This window comes from Paenibacillus sp. sgz302114, assembly GCF_056120345.1.
Genome location: NZ_JBVYOI010000001.1, coordinates 1,068,245 through 1,087,169, shown reverse-complemented (window position 1 = coordinate 1,087,169; position 18,925 = coordinate 1,068,245). Strand labels below are relative to the sequence as shown.

Sequence of the window (18,925 nt, the reverse complement as noted above, 5' to 3'; positions counted from 1 at the left end):
AGGGGGTGAACAGTTTAGCGCACGGGGTCGAGCCCCACGGGCAGAGACGTTCTACCCCGGCTACCCGTACTAAACCTCTTAAAGACAAAAGAGGTCAACCAGTAAAAACTGGCTGACCTCATAATACGAACGGGCAGATTAGTGGGACTAACACACCTAAATAAAGGATATTTATGGTGAATGTAGAACTTAGTAGAAATCAATATTTACTAAATAATGAGGTGTAAACTTTGAGTAATGATCCTGTTTATCTTAAAAATTTCCTTCAGGTAAGATTAGTTTCTGATCATGAAAAAGCCAAGACGTATTACCGAGATGTACTTGGCTTCAATGTTGATGATTTTGGTCATGCTGAACGGGGTAATAATCTAGGCTTTATTCTGCAACAAGCTGAAAAGTCTGAAGATGTCCGCCCTAACGCAAATGAATGGGATTCATATTTTTATAGTAATTATGATGGTGTTGGACAATTGTATGAGGAATTTCAGTCAAAAGGGGCAATCTTTGCTTCTGAACTGAACGTTGGACCTATGGGAAACAGACTATGGAGGAGTTTTAAAGTAAAGGATTTAGATGGATATGTAATAATATTTGGGGGCGGGCAATAATCTCCCTCGTGAGGTTGCCTTGTGTGCTTTAAGCGAAGATCGAGAATAGAGGTATCCCAACGTGAGAACATTATAGCTGCACGGGATACGGCAAAAATAAAACACTGAATAGGATAGAGAGGCGGTTGCTACGGCAACCGCCTTTGATTGTCCTTTAGTAACGTTCATATTAATTATGTGATAATTGACAAACCGAGACCCTGTCGGTGTCGGTAACTTTGTTACGCTAACGGGCACTATTGCGCAGGAGCCAACCCAAAGGAGGACTTATCTTGTCAGTTCTAGCTTTTATTATTGATCCTGTCGACGAATATGAAAAAGGGCTCTCAATACCAGTGGCTTCTGAATCATTCTTTAACGAATGTTGGGCCCCTGCGGTTAATGCATTAAAGTTGCATTGGGTTGAGCATTTCTCTACTGGGATTGATCTAAGAAAAGAAGACTTAAATGAGGTCATGCACGAACTATTACAAATAAAAGAATGGTCAAGGAGTAACTTATCTGGAGGAAACCAAACACATATCCTTGACCGTATTGATCTGTTAGTTAAAAAACTCCCCTTAGCATTTCGAAGGGATGACACAGTAATACACATAGGCTAGATTGGAACTAAATCATTCAGCTAACGGGACACAAGAGTTGAATAAACTACATCACGAGGCTGCCGAGGATTCAATCGGTGGCCTCGTTCCGCTAACGGGCAGGAAGGTTGAACTCCACTATCTACCAATTGGATTGTATAACAAAAAAAGGTATCATACGGCTAGAAGTATGAATCTAGTGTTTGAAGAGGTATGTATATAATGAAGGCTAAGAAAGTTATTGTTTTAATGGTACTTGTTTTAACTCTAATGACAGGATGCGCACATAGTAAAACAAACGAAGTTTGGGATTACAAGAAAGGCTTTGTTGTATTTAAAGAAAGTGGGAGAGTCATTGTGGTGCGTGACAAGCCTGCTAATTTTGAATCGCCACTTAACGAAATATTGAATGACGCTAAACCTGATGTAATCTGGCTATCTGTGGGCAAAGATGATTACGATGCTTCCACTGTAGGAGAAAAAATAAGGATTAATATTATTGACATGTCAGCAGAGCTAATCTACCCAGCACGGGCAACTGCTGACATTAGGAAATTCTCTTATTTATTTGATTAAGCAAACGGTAGACAATAGCACAACTAAGAACAGGCTGCCGATTTACACCGCAGCCTGTTGCGCTAACGGGGCAGTTTAGCGCAACCTCTATGAAGCGCTGTTCTATATTATTTTAGGGAGGGGTAATATGAGTAGAGTTCTTTTAATGGTGTTTTCTCTCTTGATTATTTTTCTACCAGCATGCGGTAAGCAAGAGAATGTTAAACATGCCAATGGCGAGTTCACTCCAATATCTGAACCTTATGGAAGAGAAAAAGCAGCTCAGAATGGTGATGTGGTTATTTGGGGTGCCGCTGATAGCAGTTATAATATTGACAAGTGGATTCAATTCCTAAAACAGTATAATGAAAAAACTCCCACTCAAGTTCGTATAACCAAGGACACCATGGAAGGCGGCTTCATTATCGAAGAATTATTTTATGATGGTAAGCAGATTTATTATAGTTTCGATAATACAAGAGATCACTTGGGGGGCGATCCCGGTATTTATAAGGCGACTTGTAAGGGGTTTCAAACGTTCAAGCTTGAACGTGGCGAGGTAATTGCACTTTCGGGATGTGGCGCTAATGCAAAAGGTGACTTTGGCATGTGGGAAGATGTTACAAGGTATAATAACCACGACATCGATTAACTAACTAATAATTCAGACCTGGGCTGCGTAGGTTTTGCTTCCCAAAATAATTGATGATAAGTTACCCTTCGTTCCGCTAACGGGTACGGATAGTGCAAACATGACACGACGGCAGCCGGCCAGAGAATCGGCTGCCGTTTTTCATTGAATTAACGGGCAGATTTGCGCAACTTTCCAGCCATTGGAAGAGTATATTGTTTAAAAAGCATGACATCTTCGTACCCAACTGAAAAGGAGGCAGTTATGTCCTTAGTCTTTAAAATCATTAGAGCAAAGTATATTTTTTTAATGTATCTCCTTCTCTTAGTCGATTTAGTAATCATCAAATATTTCGGAAACATACAAAGCGTGAGAAACAGAATAGAGAATGTGAAGGCACAAAAAGCTGCGGGATAGCTTAGGCGAAATGCTTCCTTGTTGGTCAGAATAGCGAATATCCAGTGGATCAACTTATTCACGCAGGCAATAACAGCCACTTTAAACGGCTTACCTTCGGCACGCTTCTTATCGTAAAAGGCGCGGAGCTTCTGGTTCCGTGAGCTGCGCAGACCGCAACGTACAGCCAGATATAAGGTTGTTCGCAACCTTCGTGAACCGCGTTTTGTTATCGTGTTTCGAGTTGCTGTAAACTTACCGGAAGAGAACACGCTTGGATCAATGCCGGCAAATGCAACGAGCTTTTTTGCGTGATCAAATCGATCAATTTCTCCAATTTCAGCCAGAATTGTTGCTGCAATTCTGGTGCCAATGCCGGGTATCGATTGGATCAATTCATACTCATGTAATTCTGCGGCCAGAGCATCTATCGACTGTTCGAGTTTGGCTAGATGCTCTTGGTACTGTAGAAGGAGATTAATGAGCAGTTCCAGAGAGATGAGATGGCTTGAAAAAGCTGTTTCTCTGAAAGGGTTTCGTTCCGCAGCAGCTACTAATTTCAGCGCTCTTTCAACCGCCCAAGTGGAATTTACCCGACCGGTAAGAGATTGTATCGTCGCTGTGATGTCGTTAATAGACCTGGTCAGCACCGATGCGGATGTAGGATAACGAGCAAGAAAACGAAGGGACACCTTCGAGTACAGATCTCCAAATACACCGCGGTATTCCGGAAAGACCTGATCAAGAACCGCCTGAAACTGCAGCTTCGCTTGCACATACATATCTGTTAAAGCATCATGCTGCCTTGTTAGATAGCGCAAATTCATTAAGAATTGCCCCCGTTTTTTGTACGGCTCCAACTCTTCTTTGTAGAACAATTCCCCAAGTTGGTATGCGTCAGCACTATCCGTTTTCACCTTACGTAAATTGGTTTTTTTTGCTTGATGTGAGATGAGAGGATTAATGACGATATACAAGTATTGATGCTCATCTAGAAACTGAATGACAGGGCTATGATAGTGCCCAGTTGCTTCTAACACTACTGCCGGACGTAGTCCGGTAAAGGATTCGAGATCTTGCACATAATTTAGGAAAGAGGCTAGCCCCTCAAGATTATGTTCAAAGCGAAAAATCTTTCCGTGTGGGATACCCCGATTAATGAATGCTTGAGCATGACTTTCACCTTTGGAAACATCCAGTCCAATGACAGGATTCATATAACCACTCCTTGTATAAAATTCACCGGTAACCCCTAACCTTCTTGTCGTCCACATTATCGCATGTGATTCGGGGTCTTGCCCCAACTAGCCTAATCATGGTTTAACAAGTAGGGGGGACGAACAGAATAGCTCTCGGGATCTTAGGCCCACGGGCAGGAAGGTTCGATCCCCGGCTACCGCAATCTTATGACCATGTAAAAAAGAGGTCGACCAGAAAGATCTGGTGACCTCATAATACGAACGGGCAGCATTCCTATTATGAAGAAATACGAGGTTTGAGAAAAAGAAAAGCTCCTTGGTATGATGTTTAGGGGTCCCAGATGCTGGCCAGCGTCGGATCCAAAAACAAACCAAGGAGACTACAACATGCATTCTACTCAAAATGAACGAATTAATCAAATCAGTTCTGTTACCTTAATTGTCGGTGTGGACATCGCCAAGTTCAAACATGTGGCTCGCGCACAAGATAACCGTGGAGTCGAGTTTGGAAAGGCAATTACGTTTGAAAACACACGAGAAGGATTCGAGTTGTTAGACGATGAGAACATACGATCCATTACGTGTGGCTATGGATTCATATTCGAATCCAACCAGTGAAAACAAACAATATAAAAAATATGTTGACCAGTACATAGCACGTTTAAGAATATAAACAATAACAGCGTTGACCGGTAGGACGGCAACGCTGTTATTGTTTTGGCGAAGAGTGAGAAGGGAACGCGGACCTGTATAGAAGTTCTTGTCGTTTTTGTATAGAAGTTCTTGTCGTCCGACAGCCGATTATTATTAGTCGGCTACTTTTGAACAACATTTCTATTAAATAAAACATATGTATAAAATACGGGTTTTGTGTAAAAGTAATACAGATACAAATGGCCAGTTTTCAAACTTTTACGTTCAGTTATTTCGCGTTTGTGTTGCGTTTGATCAATCTGCTACGAATTTATATTTACGTTTTTAATCGTTGAACTTATTAGTTTTGTTTCATTTCATTAGTTTTGTTTCATTTTCAGTTGTGCAGATTTTGGATTGAGTCTGATTCCAATCAAACAACACAATTTTCAAATAAGTCCACATAACTATTATTATATTAACCAATTGTATCCTGAATTATCCACAATATCGCTGTTATCATCTCAATTTATCATTCCATCAATGATGTTTCAGTTAAGTTGCGTTCTCCAGCTCGATTTACATATTCTTAACAATAATCAACGAAACTTTTCCAACCGCCTGTACGTTTAACCGTCTGGAGGTGAAAATCATGAAAAACAATCTTGTTAAAAATTTGGCCATCATTGCGGTCGTTCTCTCCTTAGCGATTATTGGAACGGCGTGCGGTAACAGCAACAACAATGCCGCTGATAACACTACGGCAAACGCTTCGAATTCTAATACTGCTGGTAACAATGCTGCTTCTGACAACGACGCATCGAATTCGGCTGCTCCGAACAATGGTTCGTCGACTGAGGAAGCTGTGTCGCAGGAAGATGCTCCTGTCGTTATGTCTGGCGTATTCAACGGAATTAATGCCGACAAGACCATTGAGATCGAAACCGGCGTTGGGCCGCTATCTTATCAGATCAGCGCTGAGCTAGCCGACAAGGTATCCAAATGGGAACAAGGAACGAAAGTAAAGTTTGAGTACAAGGAAGACACGATCACTACAATTGATAAAGAGTAATACTTGTGCTTGCTTCAAGGGCTCGCCGAGTCATGCATCGCAAAAAAAGGGACCATGGAGTAATTAATTCACTCCATGGTCCCTTTCCCTTTTAGCTATATTTAACCACATTAATTACAACTCATTATCCCTACAGTTCTTTCAAAAAATACCCGTATCCCTCTTTCTCCATCTCTTCCTTCGGAATAAACCTCAGCGCTGCCGAATTGATACAATATCGCAGCTTGGTTGGTCCTGGACCGTCGTCGAACACATGGCCAAGGTGGGAATCTGCTGAAACACTGCGCACTTCCGTCCGGATCATCCGATGGGACAGATCCTGTTTTTCTTTCACATTGGAGCTCACAATAGGCTTCGTAAAACTAGGCCATCCGCAGTGGGAATCGAATTTATCCGCAGAGCTGAAGAGCGGCTCGCCAGAGACGATATCGACGTAGATCCCTTCCCCATTGAAATCCCAATATTCATTGGCGAATGGCGGCTCGGTGCCGCTATTTTGCGTAACTTCATATTGAATAGGTGTCAACTGACTGCGTCTTGATTCACGATCCGCCTCCGTATTCCAGTGCTGCTGGATAAAAGCATCCCGGCCTGAGCCCTGGCGATACATCCGATATCGAAGCGGATTCTTATGATGATAATCTTGATGATACTCTTCAGCTGGATAGAAAGGCGCTGCTGGCACGATCTCCGTAGCAATCGGCTTATCGAAGCGACCGCTAGCCGCTAATTCTGCTTTGGAACGTTCAGCTGCAATGCGTTGTTCCTCGTTATAATAGAAAATTGCGCTCCGATAGGAACTGCCACGGTCGTGGAACTGTCCACCTGCATCTGTTGGATCAATTTGGCGCCAATACACTTCAAGCAGCTTCTCATAGGGGAAAATAGCAGGATCGAACGTGATCTGTACCACTTCCGCATGACCAGTCGTCTCTGTACACACTTCCATGTATGTCGGATTTACCGTATGTCCGCCTGTATAGCCAGACACGACGCTCTCGATACCCGGCTGCTCATCGAAAGGAGTTACCATACACCAGAAGCATCCACCTGCGAAAGTCGCTTTTTCGAAGCGATTATCTTGCCCATTATCAACTTGACTCTCATCCTTATGCATAGGTCTAATCACCTTTCTTAATCGAATGTTTCCATAACTCTATCATAACTCAAGCTGCCCGAACTTTCCAAATGTACAGTTTCTCATGTCATCTCATGTCTTCTCATCTTTCTCACGGAAATAATGAGAAATTTCTCACGTAATTCTCATAAACCAATCCAGACCCTTGTAAACGCTCGCTTTCGACTCCTAATGAGAAAAAACGGGTGGTTTTTCGTGTGTTATAGTGGGTAAATGACAAATGGCACCTTGTAGAAGCTGGAGGGATTAAACATGAAATGGATAAACAAACGTTTACTCAAGAGCGTCCTAAGTGTGAGCCTTTGCGCCACGATCGGATTTACAGCACTAACAATTAGCACGGCGACGCAAGCGTCTGCCGCAACGGAGAAAGCAATTGAACTGATTTCGTACGGTGAGAAATACATAGGCACGCCTTATCTTTACGGTGCAGTTCCTTATATGACGAACGCATTTGATTGCTCATCCTTCACGCAATATGTTTACGATAACTTCGATATCAACCTACCACGCACTTCCATAGATCAAGCCTTGAAAGGCCAGAAGGTGGCAAAAGGTTACCTGAGCATGGGCGATCTCGTCTTCTTCAAAACAAACGGGTATGGCATCAGCCATGTTGCGATTTATGCAGGCAATAACAAGATATTGCACAGCGCGAACAAGGGCGTTGAAATCTCGGACATGAACTCGAGCTATTGGAAGAGCGCTTATGTAACCGCAAGAAGAGTAATGAGTTAAAGAAACTAATGCAAGAATCAAAGAAGAGCTGGATGAAATGAGTGCATGGAGCACCGATTTCAATCCAGCTCTTCGTGCTTCTTACGCAAGCTGCGAGGTTAGACTCGGAACAATCCGTACCCGTCAAACTTCACGATCGGATCCTTGTCCTCGGTTAATCCTTCGCCATTACGGTGCAGCGCAACGTCGACCAGCCACTTCGTGAAGCCGGCGACATTCATCGCTTCCATCTCCTGCAAGCTGTAGAAGCCAGCCGCATCAACCTCGATGCCATCCGGGACCGGCTCGCCACCAACGTAATCCATCGCGAAAGCGATATACACGTTATGAATGCCTCTCGGATGATCACGTACGGCAACGACGCTGCGAACCTCTGCATCAATGCCGGACTCTTCTTTTACCTCGCGGCGGATCGTCTCGTGAATGAGCTCATGCTGCTCGATATAACCGCCTGGATTGGTCCAGTAGCCTTTGCCCGGCTCTTGCGCTCTGCGAACGAGAAGCACCTTCTCCTGCCGAACAACTAGCGCACCGACACCGACGCTATAATTGCCCCAGTGTACAAAGTTACAGCCTTCTGCCGTACACGCTTTACGAGGTGTACCGTCTACGTCACGCACCTCAAGCGGAGCGCCGCAGGTCATGCAATAATTAATCTCCATGGCTTATTAGTCTCCCGGTTCAAATTGGAATAGAAGAATGCGAATACTGCTCTCGTATATAATAGCTCCGAGTCTTGCAGAGTTCAACCATTTCAATCCAAGTGAACCTAGCTTTATTACAGATGTTTTACTTTCACCGTGAACGTCTTAATATCCCCGGAGTCGCCATTGCTGATAAAGGCGGTCAACGTGACGCTTATATCGCTCTGACCGTACGCTGGACGATAGAGTACAGTTCCGTTGTCAGACAGCAACGATGGGTTGCTAGAGTACCAGACGACCTTGCTGCCATAGTAACCGCTTGTCGGCAATGTGATCGCTCCAGTGACGCTAGAGGCGCTGTCGCCATCCTTGTAGCTGATCGCGAGATCTGCTTTATCAGCAGCAACCTTCTCCGCGCTCGTAAATTGCGGTTTTACCGTCAGTACGAATACTTTCACATCGGTGGAGGAACCGCTGGAGATAACCGCTGTCAGCGCCACGTAGCTCACTGCAGATCCTTCTGCTGGACGATGAATCGTCTTGCCGTCCGCCGACAATATCGTAGGCGAGCTCGTCGTCCAAGTAATCTTCGAGCCGTTTACGCCGACGCTTGGTAGAGTGACAGGTCTTGTAACGCGATTGATTGTATCGCTACCGCCAAACGTGATTTGCAGCGCTGCCTTGTCAGCCGCAACTCGCTGTGCATCCGGAAGGCCTGCTTTTACGGTAAGCACGAATATCTTCGTCTCGGAATAATTGCCTGACTTGATATCTGCTGTGAACACAGCGACTGCATCACCTGAACCATAATTCGGCCTAACGACGGTTTTACCATCACTAGAGATTACAGATTGGAGCATGGAAGTCCATTTGATCGTCGAGCCATTCACGCCTTTAGTAGGCAGCTCTTTTAACGGCTGAGTTACGCTGTTAATGGTGTCAGACCCGCCGAAAGTAATCTCAAGGGCTGATGAATCCCTCTGAACGCGCTCCACGTCCGTCATTTGCGGCAGATTCGCTTTTACAACGACACGGAACGTCTTGCTGACCGATGCGCTGTTACGCTTGATGAAAGCCGTTAAATTAACGGCGATATCGACGTTGCTTGAACGGTGAATCGACAAGCCGTCATTCGAGATGACGTTTGGATCGCTGGAAACCCAGCTAATGCTGGAGCCGTTCTTGCCCGTCTGCGGTAGAATAATCGGCAGCGTAACCGAGTTCGCATTATCATTGCCCAAGAAAGTAAGCGCTAGAGCCGATTTATCAGCATTCACGATATTGGAGTCGTTCTGGTTGCCAGTATTGCTGCCCTGTGTACATTCCGCCTTGAAATTCGCGATCATCCGCTTGAGGACTGTGCGGGTCCAATCATTCTTCACCTTACTAAGCGTGACATTCAGACTTGCGACCACCTCGTTGCAGGATTGCAGCTTACTCTTGTTCCAGTCATCCTTATGATCATTGCCATGTGCTAGAGCGGTGCTACTTGTGAATGCAAACATCGATAGGACGAGCATGACGACTGCCCACTTCTTCATGTGCTTCTCTCCCAACACCATAAATTAGTGAAAACGCTCCACTATAGATACGTTTCGTCATCTCATGCTACTTTTCGGGGGGTGTTTTAGAAAAATATGTTTTTAATGGTGTTAAATGTAAGTCCCCCATGCCAAGTTCCTGGTATCGCGTTCTCCTTACACTCCAAACGAGCCGCTCGCTTATTAAGTTGCGGCTGCAACGAAAAAAATCCGCCCGAAGGCGGATTCATCGAAACGAGTGATAAACAATTTCAAGACTATATCGCAAATACATGGCTGCCAATCTTCGTCGTGACTTTACGAGTCAAGATCCATTTCGACTTCGCGGTAGTCGGGTTGTAATAATAGACCGCGTTCTTCGTCGGATCCCATCCGCGCACCGCATCTTTCGCAGCCAAAAACGCGGAATTATTAGGAATGAGCCAGTACTGGCCATCCGCTACGGCAGTGAACGCGTAAGGCTCAAATATAACGTCGCTAAGCGTCTTCGGGAAGAGGGGCGACTGCAGGCGGTTCATAACGACGGCTCCAACAGCAACCTGGCCCTTGTACACCTCACCCCGTGCTTCGGAGTATATAATACGTGCGAGCTTCGAGAGCTCAGGCTTGTTGACAGAGAGCTTCTTCAGCTTCGCCCACGTCTGAGGGCCGGCAATGCCATCTGCCTTAATGCCGTTAGCTTTCTGAAAATTAACGACGCTGCTACGCGTTGTCATGCCATATGTGGTCGTGATTTTATCTTTATAATAGCCGAGCGTTTGCAGCCGGAATTGCAAGTCTGCTACGTCGCCACTCTGACTGCCTTGTTTGAGTACTGGGGCAGCTGCTGCGGATACTGGTGCTTGTTCTGCGAGAATAGAGCCTCCCATTACAAACGTGACGAATGCCAGTGCCGCCATCCTTTTCTGTTTAAACATGTTGCTTCATTCCTCTCATAACGTTTGGTATGACGCTGATTGTAGCATCTCACGCGCCTGCCATGCGGTTTAAGGGGAATTTCTAATCATCTAAAAAATCTCTCATTCTTACAGATTGAGGTAAGCGGACTCTTGCTATACCGTCGCTCTACGCACTAAGAGATAGGCGATTATGCCTAAGCAAGCTGTGATTGGAAGCAGAGCGTACGCCAGCTGTACAGCCGAATGATCAGCAAAGTAATGTCCTATCGATATCCACCAGTCCAGATAATTGGCAGCATAGGAGAACAGTGTGAGCAACGCGATACTACAGATTGTCAGCACGGTCATGCCTGTCTTGCCGAATCGACGGAACAAACAACCGATGGTGAAGCCTACGACAAACAGACACAGCATCATAGAGAAGAATACGAAGATCTGCTCAGCCGCATTCCCGTCGCTTAAGTATGGCAAATGAAAGAAATACAGCTCTACGCCCCACCCAACCAAGCCAAATCCTTCGATATACGAGAGTAGATACAGGACGATCGACGTGCAGAAGCTAACCAGAACAACCATGAGCATCGTGCCAGCGAAGAAATCCTTCCGGCGGACACTAAGCCCGAGCGCGAACGGGAAGGTCTGGGACATAGACATGATGCCAATTACGCCCATATAGATAAAGATCGAAGCAAGACCGCCAGTCGTCACCTTGTCGTCCATCGGAATAAGTGCAGCAATAAACAGATTGATGACGAAGCTTGAAGTGAGAATAATCCACGGGAGCAGAACCCAGCCCATCTTCTCTCTCAAATACATTTTGACAACGCCTTGTACAGGATGCATTAGATGATAGCCTCCTTGCGTGATTTGCTGTTATTCGTTAAATAAACAATAAGCTGCTGAATCGTCACTGGCGCAAAATCAAGCCCAAGCGACTCTGCCTTCCGCTGCTCGCTCGCAACCAGGCTTTCATAAATCGTAGCCGACTTGAAGCCGCCAAGCAGCTCGTCGTGAATCACTTTCTTGCCGACAACGAACGTATCCACTTTCGCAGCTGGCCCTGTTACGGAATATGCTCGCCCACGCAGCAGGTCCGCTTCTTCATCCAGCAGCAGCCTCCCGCCATCAACGACGATGATATGCTCGAGCAGCCGGCTCACTTCATCAATCAGATGCGTCGACAGAATAATCGTCCGCGGATACTCAGCGTAATCCTCCATCAGCCGGTCGTAGAACAGGCTTCTCGCTACCGCATCAAGCCCCAAATAAGGCTCGTCGAAGATCGTGAGCGGCGCCCTGCTTGCAAGACCCATGACGATGCCAACTGAAGAGAGCATCCCTCTCGACAGTTTCTTCATCCGGCGCTTCAGCGGTACGCGGAACTCTTCAAGAAGCTCTAGGGCATAGGCCGCATCCCAGTTGGGGAAAAATAAAGCAGCTGTCGCAAGCACATCAACCACGCGAAAAGCATCGGGGTACTTCTGACTTTCTTTAATAAAGCAAATTTGGCGCAGCACATTGTTATTCTCGTATGGCGCTTCACCGAAGACGCGAAGCTCGCCGCTCGTCTGGAACAGTTGAGCGGTAATCATATGCATGATGGTTGTCTTACCCGCTCCATTGCGGCCAAGCAAACCGTAGATTTTGTTCGCTTCAATGGAAAGGCTGACATCGTCCACCGCATTGATATTGCCGTACGTCTTGCTTAAATGAATAGCTTCTACGACTTTCGCATTCATTGTACTCATCCTCTCTTATGGATCATTTCGGTCAATTGTTCCGTTGTAATGCCGAGCTTCTCGGCTTCTCGAATCATCGTTATGATATATTGCTCGTAGAACTGTTCCTTCCGCTTCTCCATCAGCTTCGCTTTGGCTCCAGCTGTTACAAACATACCGATTCCTCGTTTCTTGTACAGAATTTGCTCATCTACAAGCATATTGACGCCTTTGGCTGCCGTAGCCGGGTTAATGCCGTAGAAAGCGGCAAATTGGTTTGTTGAAGGGACCTGCGTTTCTTCCGGCAGTCCGCCTCCGAGAATGTCATCCTCAATTCGTTCGGCGATCTGCACGAAGATGGGACGACTGTCGTCGATTTGATTGGCCATTGTTTGTCGCACCACCACATTGGTTAGTTACTCATGTAACTAACTATATAAGCAACTTAGCTCTGATGTCAATGGATCGAATTTATTTTCCGCTAATGCCCAGCGATTCCTAACTAACGTAACAACTTATATACAAGGAGCTGACCTGGATGAGCAAATGGATAGCCTCGCTCCTAACCGCACTGACACTTGCTTTTACAACTGCACTATGGGGTCACGATGAGGTAATTGCTGAGCTGGATTATTTCTATTCATTCGAGCGGCAGTTGACGGTTGGTTCATTATTGATGCTTGCCGTTACCGTTTTAATTATTCTGCCGCTCTCGCTTTTCGCGGACGCTTGCGCAGCGAGACTCATTCCTTTCCCCGGCATTGAAAGGCAATTGGCTGCGCTAATTGGCTACTTCATCGTCCCTAGCGCCCTCGCGTTCTTTGTATTGCTGATCTTCACTTCAAGCATGCAAGTAGCCGCGTCAATCGCGTTGTTATTCGGCATAAGCGGTTTGCTGTTATGGATCTACCAAACACTGCTTAGCTGGCTTATCACCCGCTCCAGGTAGGAAGCTTTGCCGGCTGCGGCCTTCCGTTCTCACCGGAAACGCTAACGAATCTTATGGCGCTTATTTGCACCAAAATCGTCTTTTGCAAATTTTAACGAACTCCAGCGACGTTATTGGGGAGATCTTGGAGTGAAATCGGACTGAAATGATGAAATAGTGTCTCTGAGATTCGATAGCTCCTAGAACAACGCTAAAATCGCGAAATAGCGTTAATAGGATCGTTAGCGAGTTAGCTTTTGCCGCACACGGGCAACTCTCCGAGCCATTCGCAGCGCTGATCGTGTTCACAGCAAAAAGCCGCACTCCCTAAAGAGTGCGGCTTCGTCTACCGTTCATTAACCCGTAATACTGAGTGTACCCGTCTGCGAGTTCCATGTGCAGCCAATGCCGATCTTTTTCAAAACACCACATTGAATCATCGTGACGCCGGAGATCGCACCGAAGTTCGCTGGAACCGTCACGCCAGTAGCTACGCCGTTTAGCAGAACCTGAGAGTCTTGGTACCGCACTTCGTACTGTTTGCCTCTATATATAATCGCCATGACGGATTGCGCATCGCTATTTACCGTCACCTTATAATCGCCTCCGAGGCTGCGAAGAGTATCTTTAAGCGGTACGGAGATCGAGCTGCCTACCATAATAGCAGGAAAGATTGTAGCTAGAGGCTTGCCGTTTGCATTCATCGTAATATCACGACGCACTTGCATCGGAGCATACACCATATGATCCGGCGAGGCAGCCGGGCCACCAGTCTCGTTCCAATTGTCAGCTCCCCAACCGAAGACATGGCCTTCTCCATCCAGCGCTAATCCGTGATATGTGCCGGCTGCAATCGCCTGTATCGGTGAAGAGAGGCGGATCTTCTTCCCTTTGTCCGCACTGTTAAATATGTTGATGCTGTACACATCCCCGCTCTGCGTTAACAGCAGCGTCAAGGCGTAGGAGCCACTACTAATTGCCTTCAACTTCAGCTCTGGATGGAACAGCTTCGGCTTTACACCAGACGTCCATGATAGCACCCAAGCTTGGCCTTTCAGATCGAGGGCAAATGCGCCATAATAATTCGGGACAAACTGCTGCACCGCCGGAAGTCCAGCGATTCGGGCAGGCGATGTCAGACTAACCTGCGCAGTCGATGCAGATGCCGGATTCGATGCTGATCCTGTTGCTGAACCGGAATCCAGCTTTGCCGCAAACTGCCAAACCGATCCGTCTGATTTTATCACATAGACAGTATCATCAACCGATGTAATCTGTTTCACATTTGTTAGCCCGCTTACTTGTGTAGGCACCACTGTGACTGCAGCTCCACCCGCAGATGGCTCCGTGCTGCGTGGCCATGCCCAGACCGTACCGTCAGAGCGGAGGCCATACCCGAACTTGGATCCGGCTGTCGCTTGGCTCATACTGATCAATGGCTTCAGCTGTCTCGGGAGTATTCCTTTTTTCACATCCGCAAGCGAAGCTCCCCACTCCCAGACGGTACCGTCTTTCTTCACGGCCAGCTGGTACCCGCTTCTGTTTGTCGAGATCGCAACAATGTCCGTCAATCCTGCAAGCCGCACTGGAGCCGCAATTGAAGTCGATACCATCTGTTCCTGGATGCCGAGCTCCGACCATAAGTTCCGTCCCCAACCCCACACTGTTCCATCGCTGCGCAGCGCAGTGGAATAGTATGTACCTGCAATAATTTGTGTAAAGGCAGGCTTAGTTGTCGGTGCTTGCTCTGCGAGTGCAAGACTCGGAAGTGAACTTGCCAGCAGCATGAATACCATGAACAGCGTCATAATGGGCTTCCGAGCGAAGCGACTGCGATACTGTCTCATTGGAAAAGTCTCCTCCTATCTCTCATATTAATTGTCTGTCTGCGAACATGCCATACTCCTTTGACGCTTACAGCTGGATGAATGTTGCGCAGCATTGCGGATAATGATTACAATAAAGAATATACATAGCATATCCCGGTACGTAATCTTTTCATGGCCGTTAGGAGGTTGACCGAGCTTGAATATTATTAAAGTGAAAGACCGTAAGGAGCTCGACCGCAGAACACCTTCGATGCCTTGGTATATTGAGAAGTTTATCGGCTATAAGCTGCCGGACCTGTCTCCGTCCTCGCTGCTCGAATATGTGCGTGACTACGACACATTCCTAGGTTGGCTTATTGCAGAAGGATTAGCGGCTGGACCTACCATTCGCGATGTGACGCTAGAAGAGCTGGAGAAGCTGCATATGGACAGCGTTGACTCGTTCAAAATGCATCTTGCAACGCGTCCCGAATCGTCCAACAGCAGAACGACGATTTCTCGCAAGCTCTCCTCGCTTCGCTCGCTCTTTCATTACTTGAGCCAAATTGCCGAGGACGATCAGTTCTACCCGCTTCTGAAGCGTAACGTCATGGCGAAAGTATCCATTAAACGGACGGCGAAGCCGAAGGATACTGCAGCCAAGCTGGAGGGCAAGCTTCTGCAGGAGCAGGAGATCGACGAGTTTATCCGCTATATCAACGAAGATTACGGTACTGAGGTTGCGACGAATAAGCAGGCGCTCTACTCCTATCAGAAAAACCGGACGAGAGACACGACAATTGTTAGCCTTATCCTCAATTCTGGTCTTCGTGTATCGGAATTGTTCAATCTGAACGTGGACGATCTCGATATGAAGAAACGGCTTCTCTACGTCTACCGAAAAGGTAAGAACGACGATACGTTCAAGACGCCGGTGTACTTCCGCCAAGAAGCGATTCGCGATCTGCAGCTCTATCTTAATCAGCGGGATTCGCAGTACAAAGCACCGAAGCGGGAGAAAGCACTCTTCCTCGCCATAGCCAATGGCAAGAAGGAAGGCGCACGCATGACCAAGCGCGCCATTCAAGAGATGGTCATCAAGTATGCGAAGCGGTTCGGCAAGCCATACTTGTCTGTACATAAGCTGCGCCATTCGTTCGCAACCGATTATTATTTGCGTAATGATCTTTACAAGACACAAGAGCAGCTGGGCCATGCTTCACCAGAGACCACACAAATTTATGCGCATCTGACGGACAAAACGATGGCTGAGGCGATCGACCATCAGAAGGAAGCATAACTACTCACCAATTAATAAAACCGCCCTTATATCGGGCGGTTTCTAGTTTGTAGAGAACCATGCGAACTATTCAACCGACTACTTATTTTTCTGCAAAGCAATCTGCCCCTGTTCGGTGCCCCAGAATCCTGTCTGTACGTTCAACATCAGATCCCCAGCGATAGCCACGTCTTCAGGAACATCGAACACTACATTGCCGTGGATTGTGATCCCAGGATTAATCTGTTCAAAGATGATGGAATCGTCCATTTCAAATACCGTGACGGGGGAGTATTCCACGTCACCTCTTACCAACTTGAAGTAGCTGGCATCCATGGTGATTGCTTCTTTTTCACCATTTTTTACTGATATGTTCACGACAAGAAATCTGCCATCAGCCTTGGTGCTTAGAAACTCGTTTCCGATTGACTTCTTTATGTTGATGGTGTTCACACGAAAGAGGTCATCACCAACTTGATATGTATCGCCAATCTTCGGAATTTTCGCTTCTTCAGCCTTCTTCTTGGCCTCTGCTTCAGCTTTTTTCTTTTTAGCTTCTGCATCAGCTCTTTCCTTCGCTATACGATCTTCCTCTTCTTTCGCCTTTGCTTTACGGTCCGCTTCTTCCTTTGCCTTACGATCTGCTTGTTCCTTCGCATTCGCTTCCGCTTTTTCTACGGTTTTCTTGTCCGCTTCTGCCTTTGCTTCAGCATCCGGTTTAGCTGTTGAATCAGCAGTGTCTACTTGAGCGACGTCTGCTTCAACTACTTTGGCATCAACTGATGCTGCAGTAGGTGGTGTATCAATTGATTCAGGTGTGTTAGCCGAAGCAACAATTACTGTTACTAGAGCAATGGCACCGACTATAAGTGAACGTTTCCTTGAAGCGCTTTCTCCAAACACTTTAGTTCGCAATCTCTTCGAGAGCAACGAAAAAATACTGATCAGCAACACAAATAAGCTAATAAATCCCAAGAATGCCATGCTTGCATCTTCAGCAGCTAATAAAAGGACTACTATGGCTAGTAAACTGGCTATCAGTGGACGTTTCCTTCCTGGATTCCCAAACACTTTAGCCCGCATTTTCTGTGAAAACAGTGCAATACCGCTAATTAATAAAGCAATGATACTTGCAAATCCCAAGAATGCCACTTATCTATCTCCCCTTTGTGTTTATGGGCCTTCAGACCCATCATTTGTCCAACATGGTAAGTATAAGATGTTTATGTAAAAAGTGGAATGTAATATTTGGATATGACCATCAGCATCAGCACCAAACCCATTCCCTTAATATGTAACTCAAGTAGATTATTTTGAGCAGTAGGTTCAACTCCCCCCATCTGAGCAGTTAATAGATTAAGAAATAAACAAATCAAAGAAAAGAAGGATTACAACAAGTTTGAACGAATATATTCATGCATTGAACTGCACTAAATCCATATTTAATAGAGTTCGGTCTGTGTGCCATTTTATTTTAGGAAAACGACCTCTAATCTACTACTAATTCTCATCCATTTATTAAATCACCTAGTCGAAACAGGAGCGGACATAATGAACATCGCAACTCAACATGATGAAGACATGGAAATGTTTCTAATATGGCTTAAAGATCGATCCTATTCTCAGGAGACGCAAAAAGGATATCTCCATGATGTAAGATCCTTCTTGCGCAGTGTCTCCGAGAAGCCACTCGAATCTTTGCGAAAAATTGACATCATGGCGCACCTTACTCGAATTCGGAACGGCGGGGCTGGTGATGGCGCTCGTAACCGGGCGTTGTCTTCCATACGTCTCTTTTTCAAAGTAATGATCGAATTCAATCGGGTTCAAACAAATCCGGCTATAGACGTTCAAAAATCGAAAGTAGAAAAGAATAGAGTCCCTGTCTACATTGCACAAGATGATCTAGGGGATTTCCTTCAGAGGGTCAACTCCCGCTATCAAACTAGAGATATCACGATTCTTGCCCTTATGTCATATTGCGGACTCCGCGTAGGGGAAATCCACCGACTGAACATCAATGACTTTAATGAGAAGGCCGTTCATCTTGCTGTTCTCGGTAAAGGACGGAAATGGAGATACATTCCCCTTCCGCCTGCTTTAATGGATCTACTGCGTAATTGCCTTGCAGAAAGATTGCAGCCTAGGAGATGCCAGGAAACAGCATTGTTCATCTCTCGTCTTGGCCGCCGAATCTCCAAGAGTGCCATTCAGAATGTAGCTGAGAAAACATTCGAGGCATTTAAAAAAGACTATGAACAATATAAAGATGTCTCATTGTCTTCCCACAAGCTGCGGCATTCATTTGCAACTAACTTGTTTGCTACGGGCAAGGTTGATCTGAGGACGCTGCAAGAGCTCCTTGGTCATGCTGACATTTCCACAACGCAAATCTATACCCACGTCAATGATCATGCTAAAAAGGAAGCCATGATGACCATCCAGCCGATACTCCCTCCTACTGCAAACCTAGAGTTTTTAGGACGGTGAGCATCAGTGCGCCTCGTGTAGTGTAACAAACGAACAGCCCGCTTCCTTCTATTAAGGAAACGGGCTG

At 46.1% G+C, this 18,925-nt stretch carries 18 protein-coding genes and 2 pseudogenes; 10 read left to right on the top strand and 10 right to left on the bottom strand.

Annotated features, from left to right (window positions below; translation table 11 throughout):
- Window positions 1–230: 230 nt before the first annotated feature.
- The 4 genes from AC0LWF_RS05040 (at window position 231) to AC0LWF_RS05025 (ending at window position 2,396) form a co-directional block, all read left to right on the top strand.
- Window positions 231–608, top strand: a complete 378-nt coding sequence (locus AC0LWF_RS05040) for a VOC family protein (RefSeq protein WP_474650436.1) — start codon at window positions 231–233, stop codon at window positions 606–608.
- Between the two features lie 272 nt (window positions 609–880).
- Complete coding sequence (locus tag AC0LWF_RS05035) at window positions 881–1,210, top strand: hypothetical protein (protein WP_474650435.1); 330 nt, start codon at window positions 881–883, stop codon at window positions 1,208–1,210.
- A 201-nt stretch (window positions 1,211–1,411) separates the two neighbouring features.
- The gene (locus AC0LWF_RS05030; protein WP_474650434.1) at window positions 1,412–1,765 is read left to right on the top strand and encodes a DUF3221 domain-containing protein; all 354 of its coding nucleotides are present in this window, start codon (window positions 1,412–1,414) and stop codon (window positions 1,763–1,765) included.
- Between the two features lie 127 nt (window positions 1,766–1,892).
- Window positions 1,893–2,396, top strand: a complete 504-nt coding sequence (locus AC0LWF_RS05025; protein WP_474650433.1) for a DUF4362 domain-containing protein — start codon at window positions 1,893–1,895, stop codon at window positions 2,394–2,396.
- A 401-nt stretch (window positions 2,397–2,797) separates the two neighbouring features.
- On the opposite strand, the pseudogene AC0LWF_RS05020 reads toward AC0LWF_RS05025, so the two are convergent.
- Window positions 2,798–3,988: pseudogene (locus tag AC0LWF_RS05020) on the bottom strand (IS110 family RNA-guided transposase); the annotation flags it as partial.
- Between the two features lie 369 nt (window positions 3,989–4,357).
- Between AC0LWF_RS05020 and AC0LWF_RS05015 the strand changes: the two are divergent.
- Window positions 4,358–4,519 (top strand): annotated as a pseudogene (locus AC0LWF_RS05015) (IS110 family transposase); the annotation flags it as partial.
- Between the two features lie 736 nt (window positions 4,520–5,255).
- Window positions 5,256–5,675: a hypothetical protein gene (locus AC0LWF_RS05010; RefSeq protein WP_474650432.1), complete on the top strand. Its 420-nt coding sequence runs from the start codon at window positions 5,256–5,258 to the stop codon at window positions 5,673–5,675.
- Window positions 5,676–5,805: 130 nt separating this feature from the next.
- Here the strand turns inward: AC0LWF_RS05010 and msrA are convergent, their stop codons facing one another.
- On the bottom strand, window positions 5,806–6,792 hold the full coding sequence (msrA, locus tag AC0LWF_RS05005; RefSeq protein ID WP_474650431.1) for a peptide-methionine (S)-S-oxide reductase MsrA: 987 nt from the start codon (window positions 6,790–6,792) through the stop codon (window positions 5,806–5,808).
- 273 nt (window positions 6,793–7,065) lie between these two features.
- On the opposite strand from msrA, the gene AC0LWF_RS05000 reads away from it, so the two are divergent.
- Window positions 7,066–7,551, top strand: a complete 486-nt coding sequence (locus tag AC0LWF_RS05000) for a C40 family peptidase (protein WP_474650430.1) — start codon at window positions 7,066–7,068, stop codon at window positions 7,549–7,551.
- 98 nt (window positions 7,552–7,649) lie between these two features.
- Here the strand turns inward: AC0LWF_RS05000 and AC0LWF_RS04995 are convergent, their stop codons facing one another.
- The 6 genes from AC0LWF_RS04995 to AC0LWF_RS04970 all read right to left on the bottom strand — a co-directional run bounded on the left by AC0LWF_RS04995 (window position 7,650) and on the right by AC0LWF_RS04970 (window position 12,742).
- The gene (locus AC0LWF_RS04995) at window positions 7,650–8,213 is read right to left on the bottom strand and encodes an NUDIX domain-containing protein (protein ID WP_474650429.1); all 564 of its coding nucleotides are present in this window, start codon (window positions 8,211–8,213) and stop codon (window positions 7,650–7,652) included.
- 116 nt (window positions 8,214–8,329) lie between these two features.
- Entirely contained in the window at window positions 8,330–9,736 is a 1,407-nt protein-coding gene (locus AC0LWF_RS04990) for an immunoglobulin-like domain-containing protein (protein ID WP_474650428.1), read from the bottom strand.
- Between the two features lie 257 nt (window positions 9,737–9,993).
- Complete coding sequence (locus tag AC0LWF_RS04985; protein ID WP_474650427.1) at window positions 9,994–10,653, bottom strand: cell wall hydrolase; 660 nt, start codon at window positions 10,651–10,653, stop codon at window positions 9,994–9,996.
- A 135-nt stretch (window positions 10,654–10,788) separates the two neighbouring features.
- Entirely contained in the window at window positions 10,789–11,478 is a 690-nt protein-coding gene (locus AC0LWF_RS04980) for a hypothetical protein (RefSeq protein ID WP_474650426.1), read from the bottom strand.
- Complete coding sequence (locus tag AC0LWF_RS04975) at window positions 11,478–12,374, bottom strand: ABC transporter ATP-binding protein (protein WP_474650425.1); 897 nt, start codon at window positions 12,372–12,374, stop codon at window positions 11,478–11,480. Before AC0LWF_RS04975 ends, AC0LWF_RS04980 begins: the two co-directional genes overlap by 1 nt.
- 5 nt (window positions 12,375–12,379) lie before the next feature.
- Window positions 12,380–12,742, bottom strand: coding sequence for a GntR family transcriptional regulator (locus tag AC0LWF_RS04970; RefSeq protein ID WP_474650424.1), 363 nt, complete (start codon window positions 12,740–12,742; stop codon window positions 12,380–12,382).
- Window positions 12,743–12,891: 149 nt separating this feature from the next.
- Here AC0LWF_RS04970 and AC0LWF_RS04965 point away from each other — a divergent pair, with 149 nt between their 5' ends.
- Entirely contained in the window at window positions 12,892–13,302 is a 411-nt protein-coding gene (locus AC0LWF_RS04965; RefSeq protein ID WP_474650423.1) for a hypothetical protein, read from the top strand.
- 335 nt (window positions 13,303–13,637) lie between these two features.
- Here AC0LWF_RS04965 and AC0LWF_RS04960 read toward each other — a convergent pair whose 3' ends face one another.
- A complete protein-coding gene (locus AC0LWF_RS04960; protein ID WP_474650422.1) occupies window positions 13,638–15,128 on the bottom strand; it encodes an RCC1 domain-containing protein in 1,491 nt (496 codons plus the stop codon).
- Window positions 15,129–15,306: 178 nt separating this feature from the next.
- Here AC0LWF_RS04960 and xerS point away from each other — a divergent pair, with 178 nt between their 5' ends.
- Window positions 15,307–16,389: a tyrosine recombinase XerS gene (gene xerS, locus AC0LWF_RS04955; protein ID WP_474650421.1), complete on the top strand. Its 1,083-nt coding sequence runs from the start codon at window positions 15,307–15,309 to the stop codon at window positions 16,387–16,389.
- Between the two features lie 78 nt (window positions 16,390–16,467).
- Here the strand turns inward: xerS and AC0LWF_RS04950 are convergent, their stop codons facing one another.
- Window positions 16,468–17,520: a DUF4352 domain-containing protein gene (locus AC0LWF_RS04950; RefSeq protein WP_474650420.1), complete on the bottom strand. Its 1,053-nt coding sequence runs from the start codon at window positions 17,518–17,520 to the stop codon at window positions 16,468–16,470.
- Window positions 17,521–17,919: 399 nt separating this feature from the next.
- Between AC0LWF_RS04950 and AC0LWF_RS04945 the strand changes: the two genes are divergently transcribed.
- The gene (locus AC0LWF_RS04945) at window positions 17,920–18,858 is read left to right on the top strand and encodes a tyrosine-type recombinase/integrase (protein ID WP_474650419.1); all 939 of its coding nucleotides are present in this window, start codon (window positions 17,920–17,922) and stop codon (window positions 18,856–18,858) included.
- Window positions 18,859–18,925: the final 67 nt, after the last annotated feature.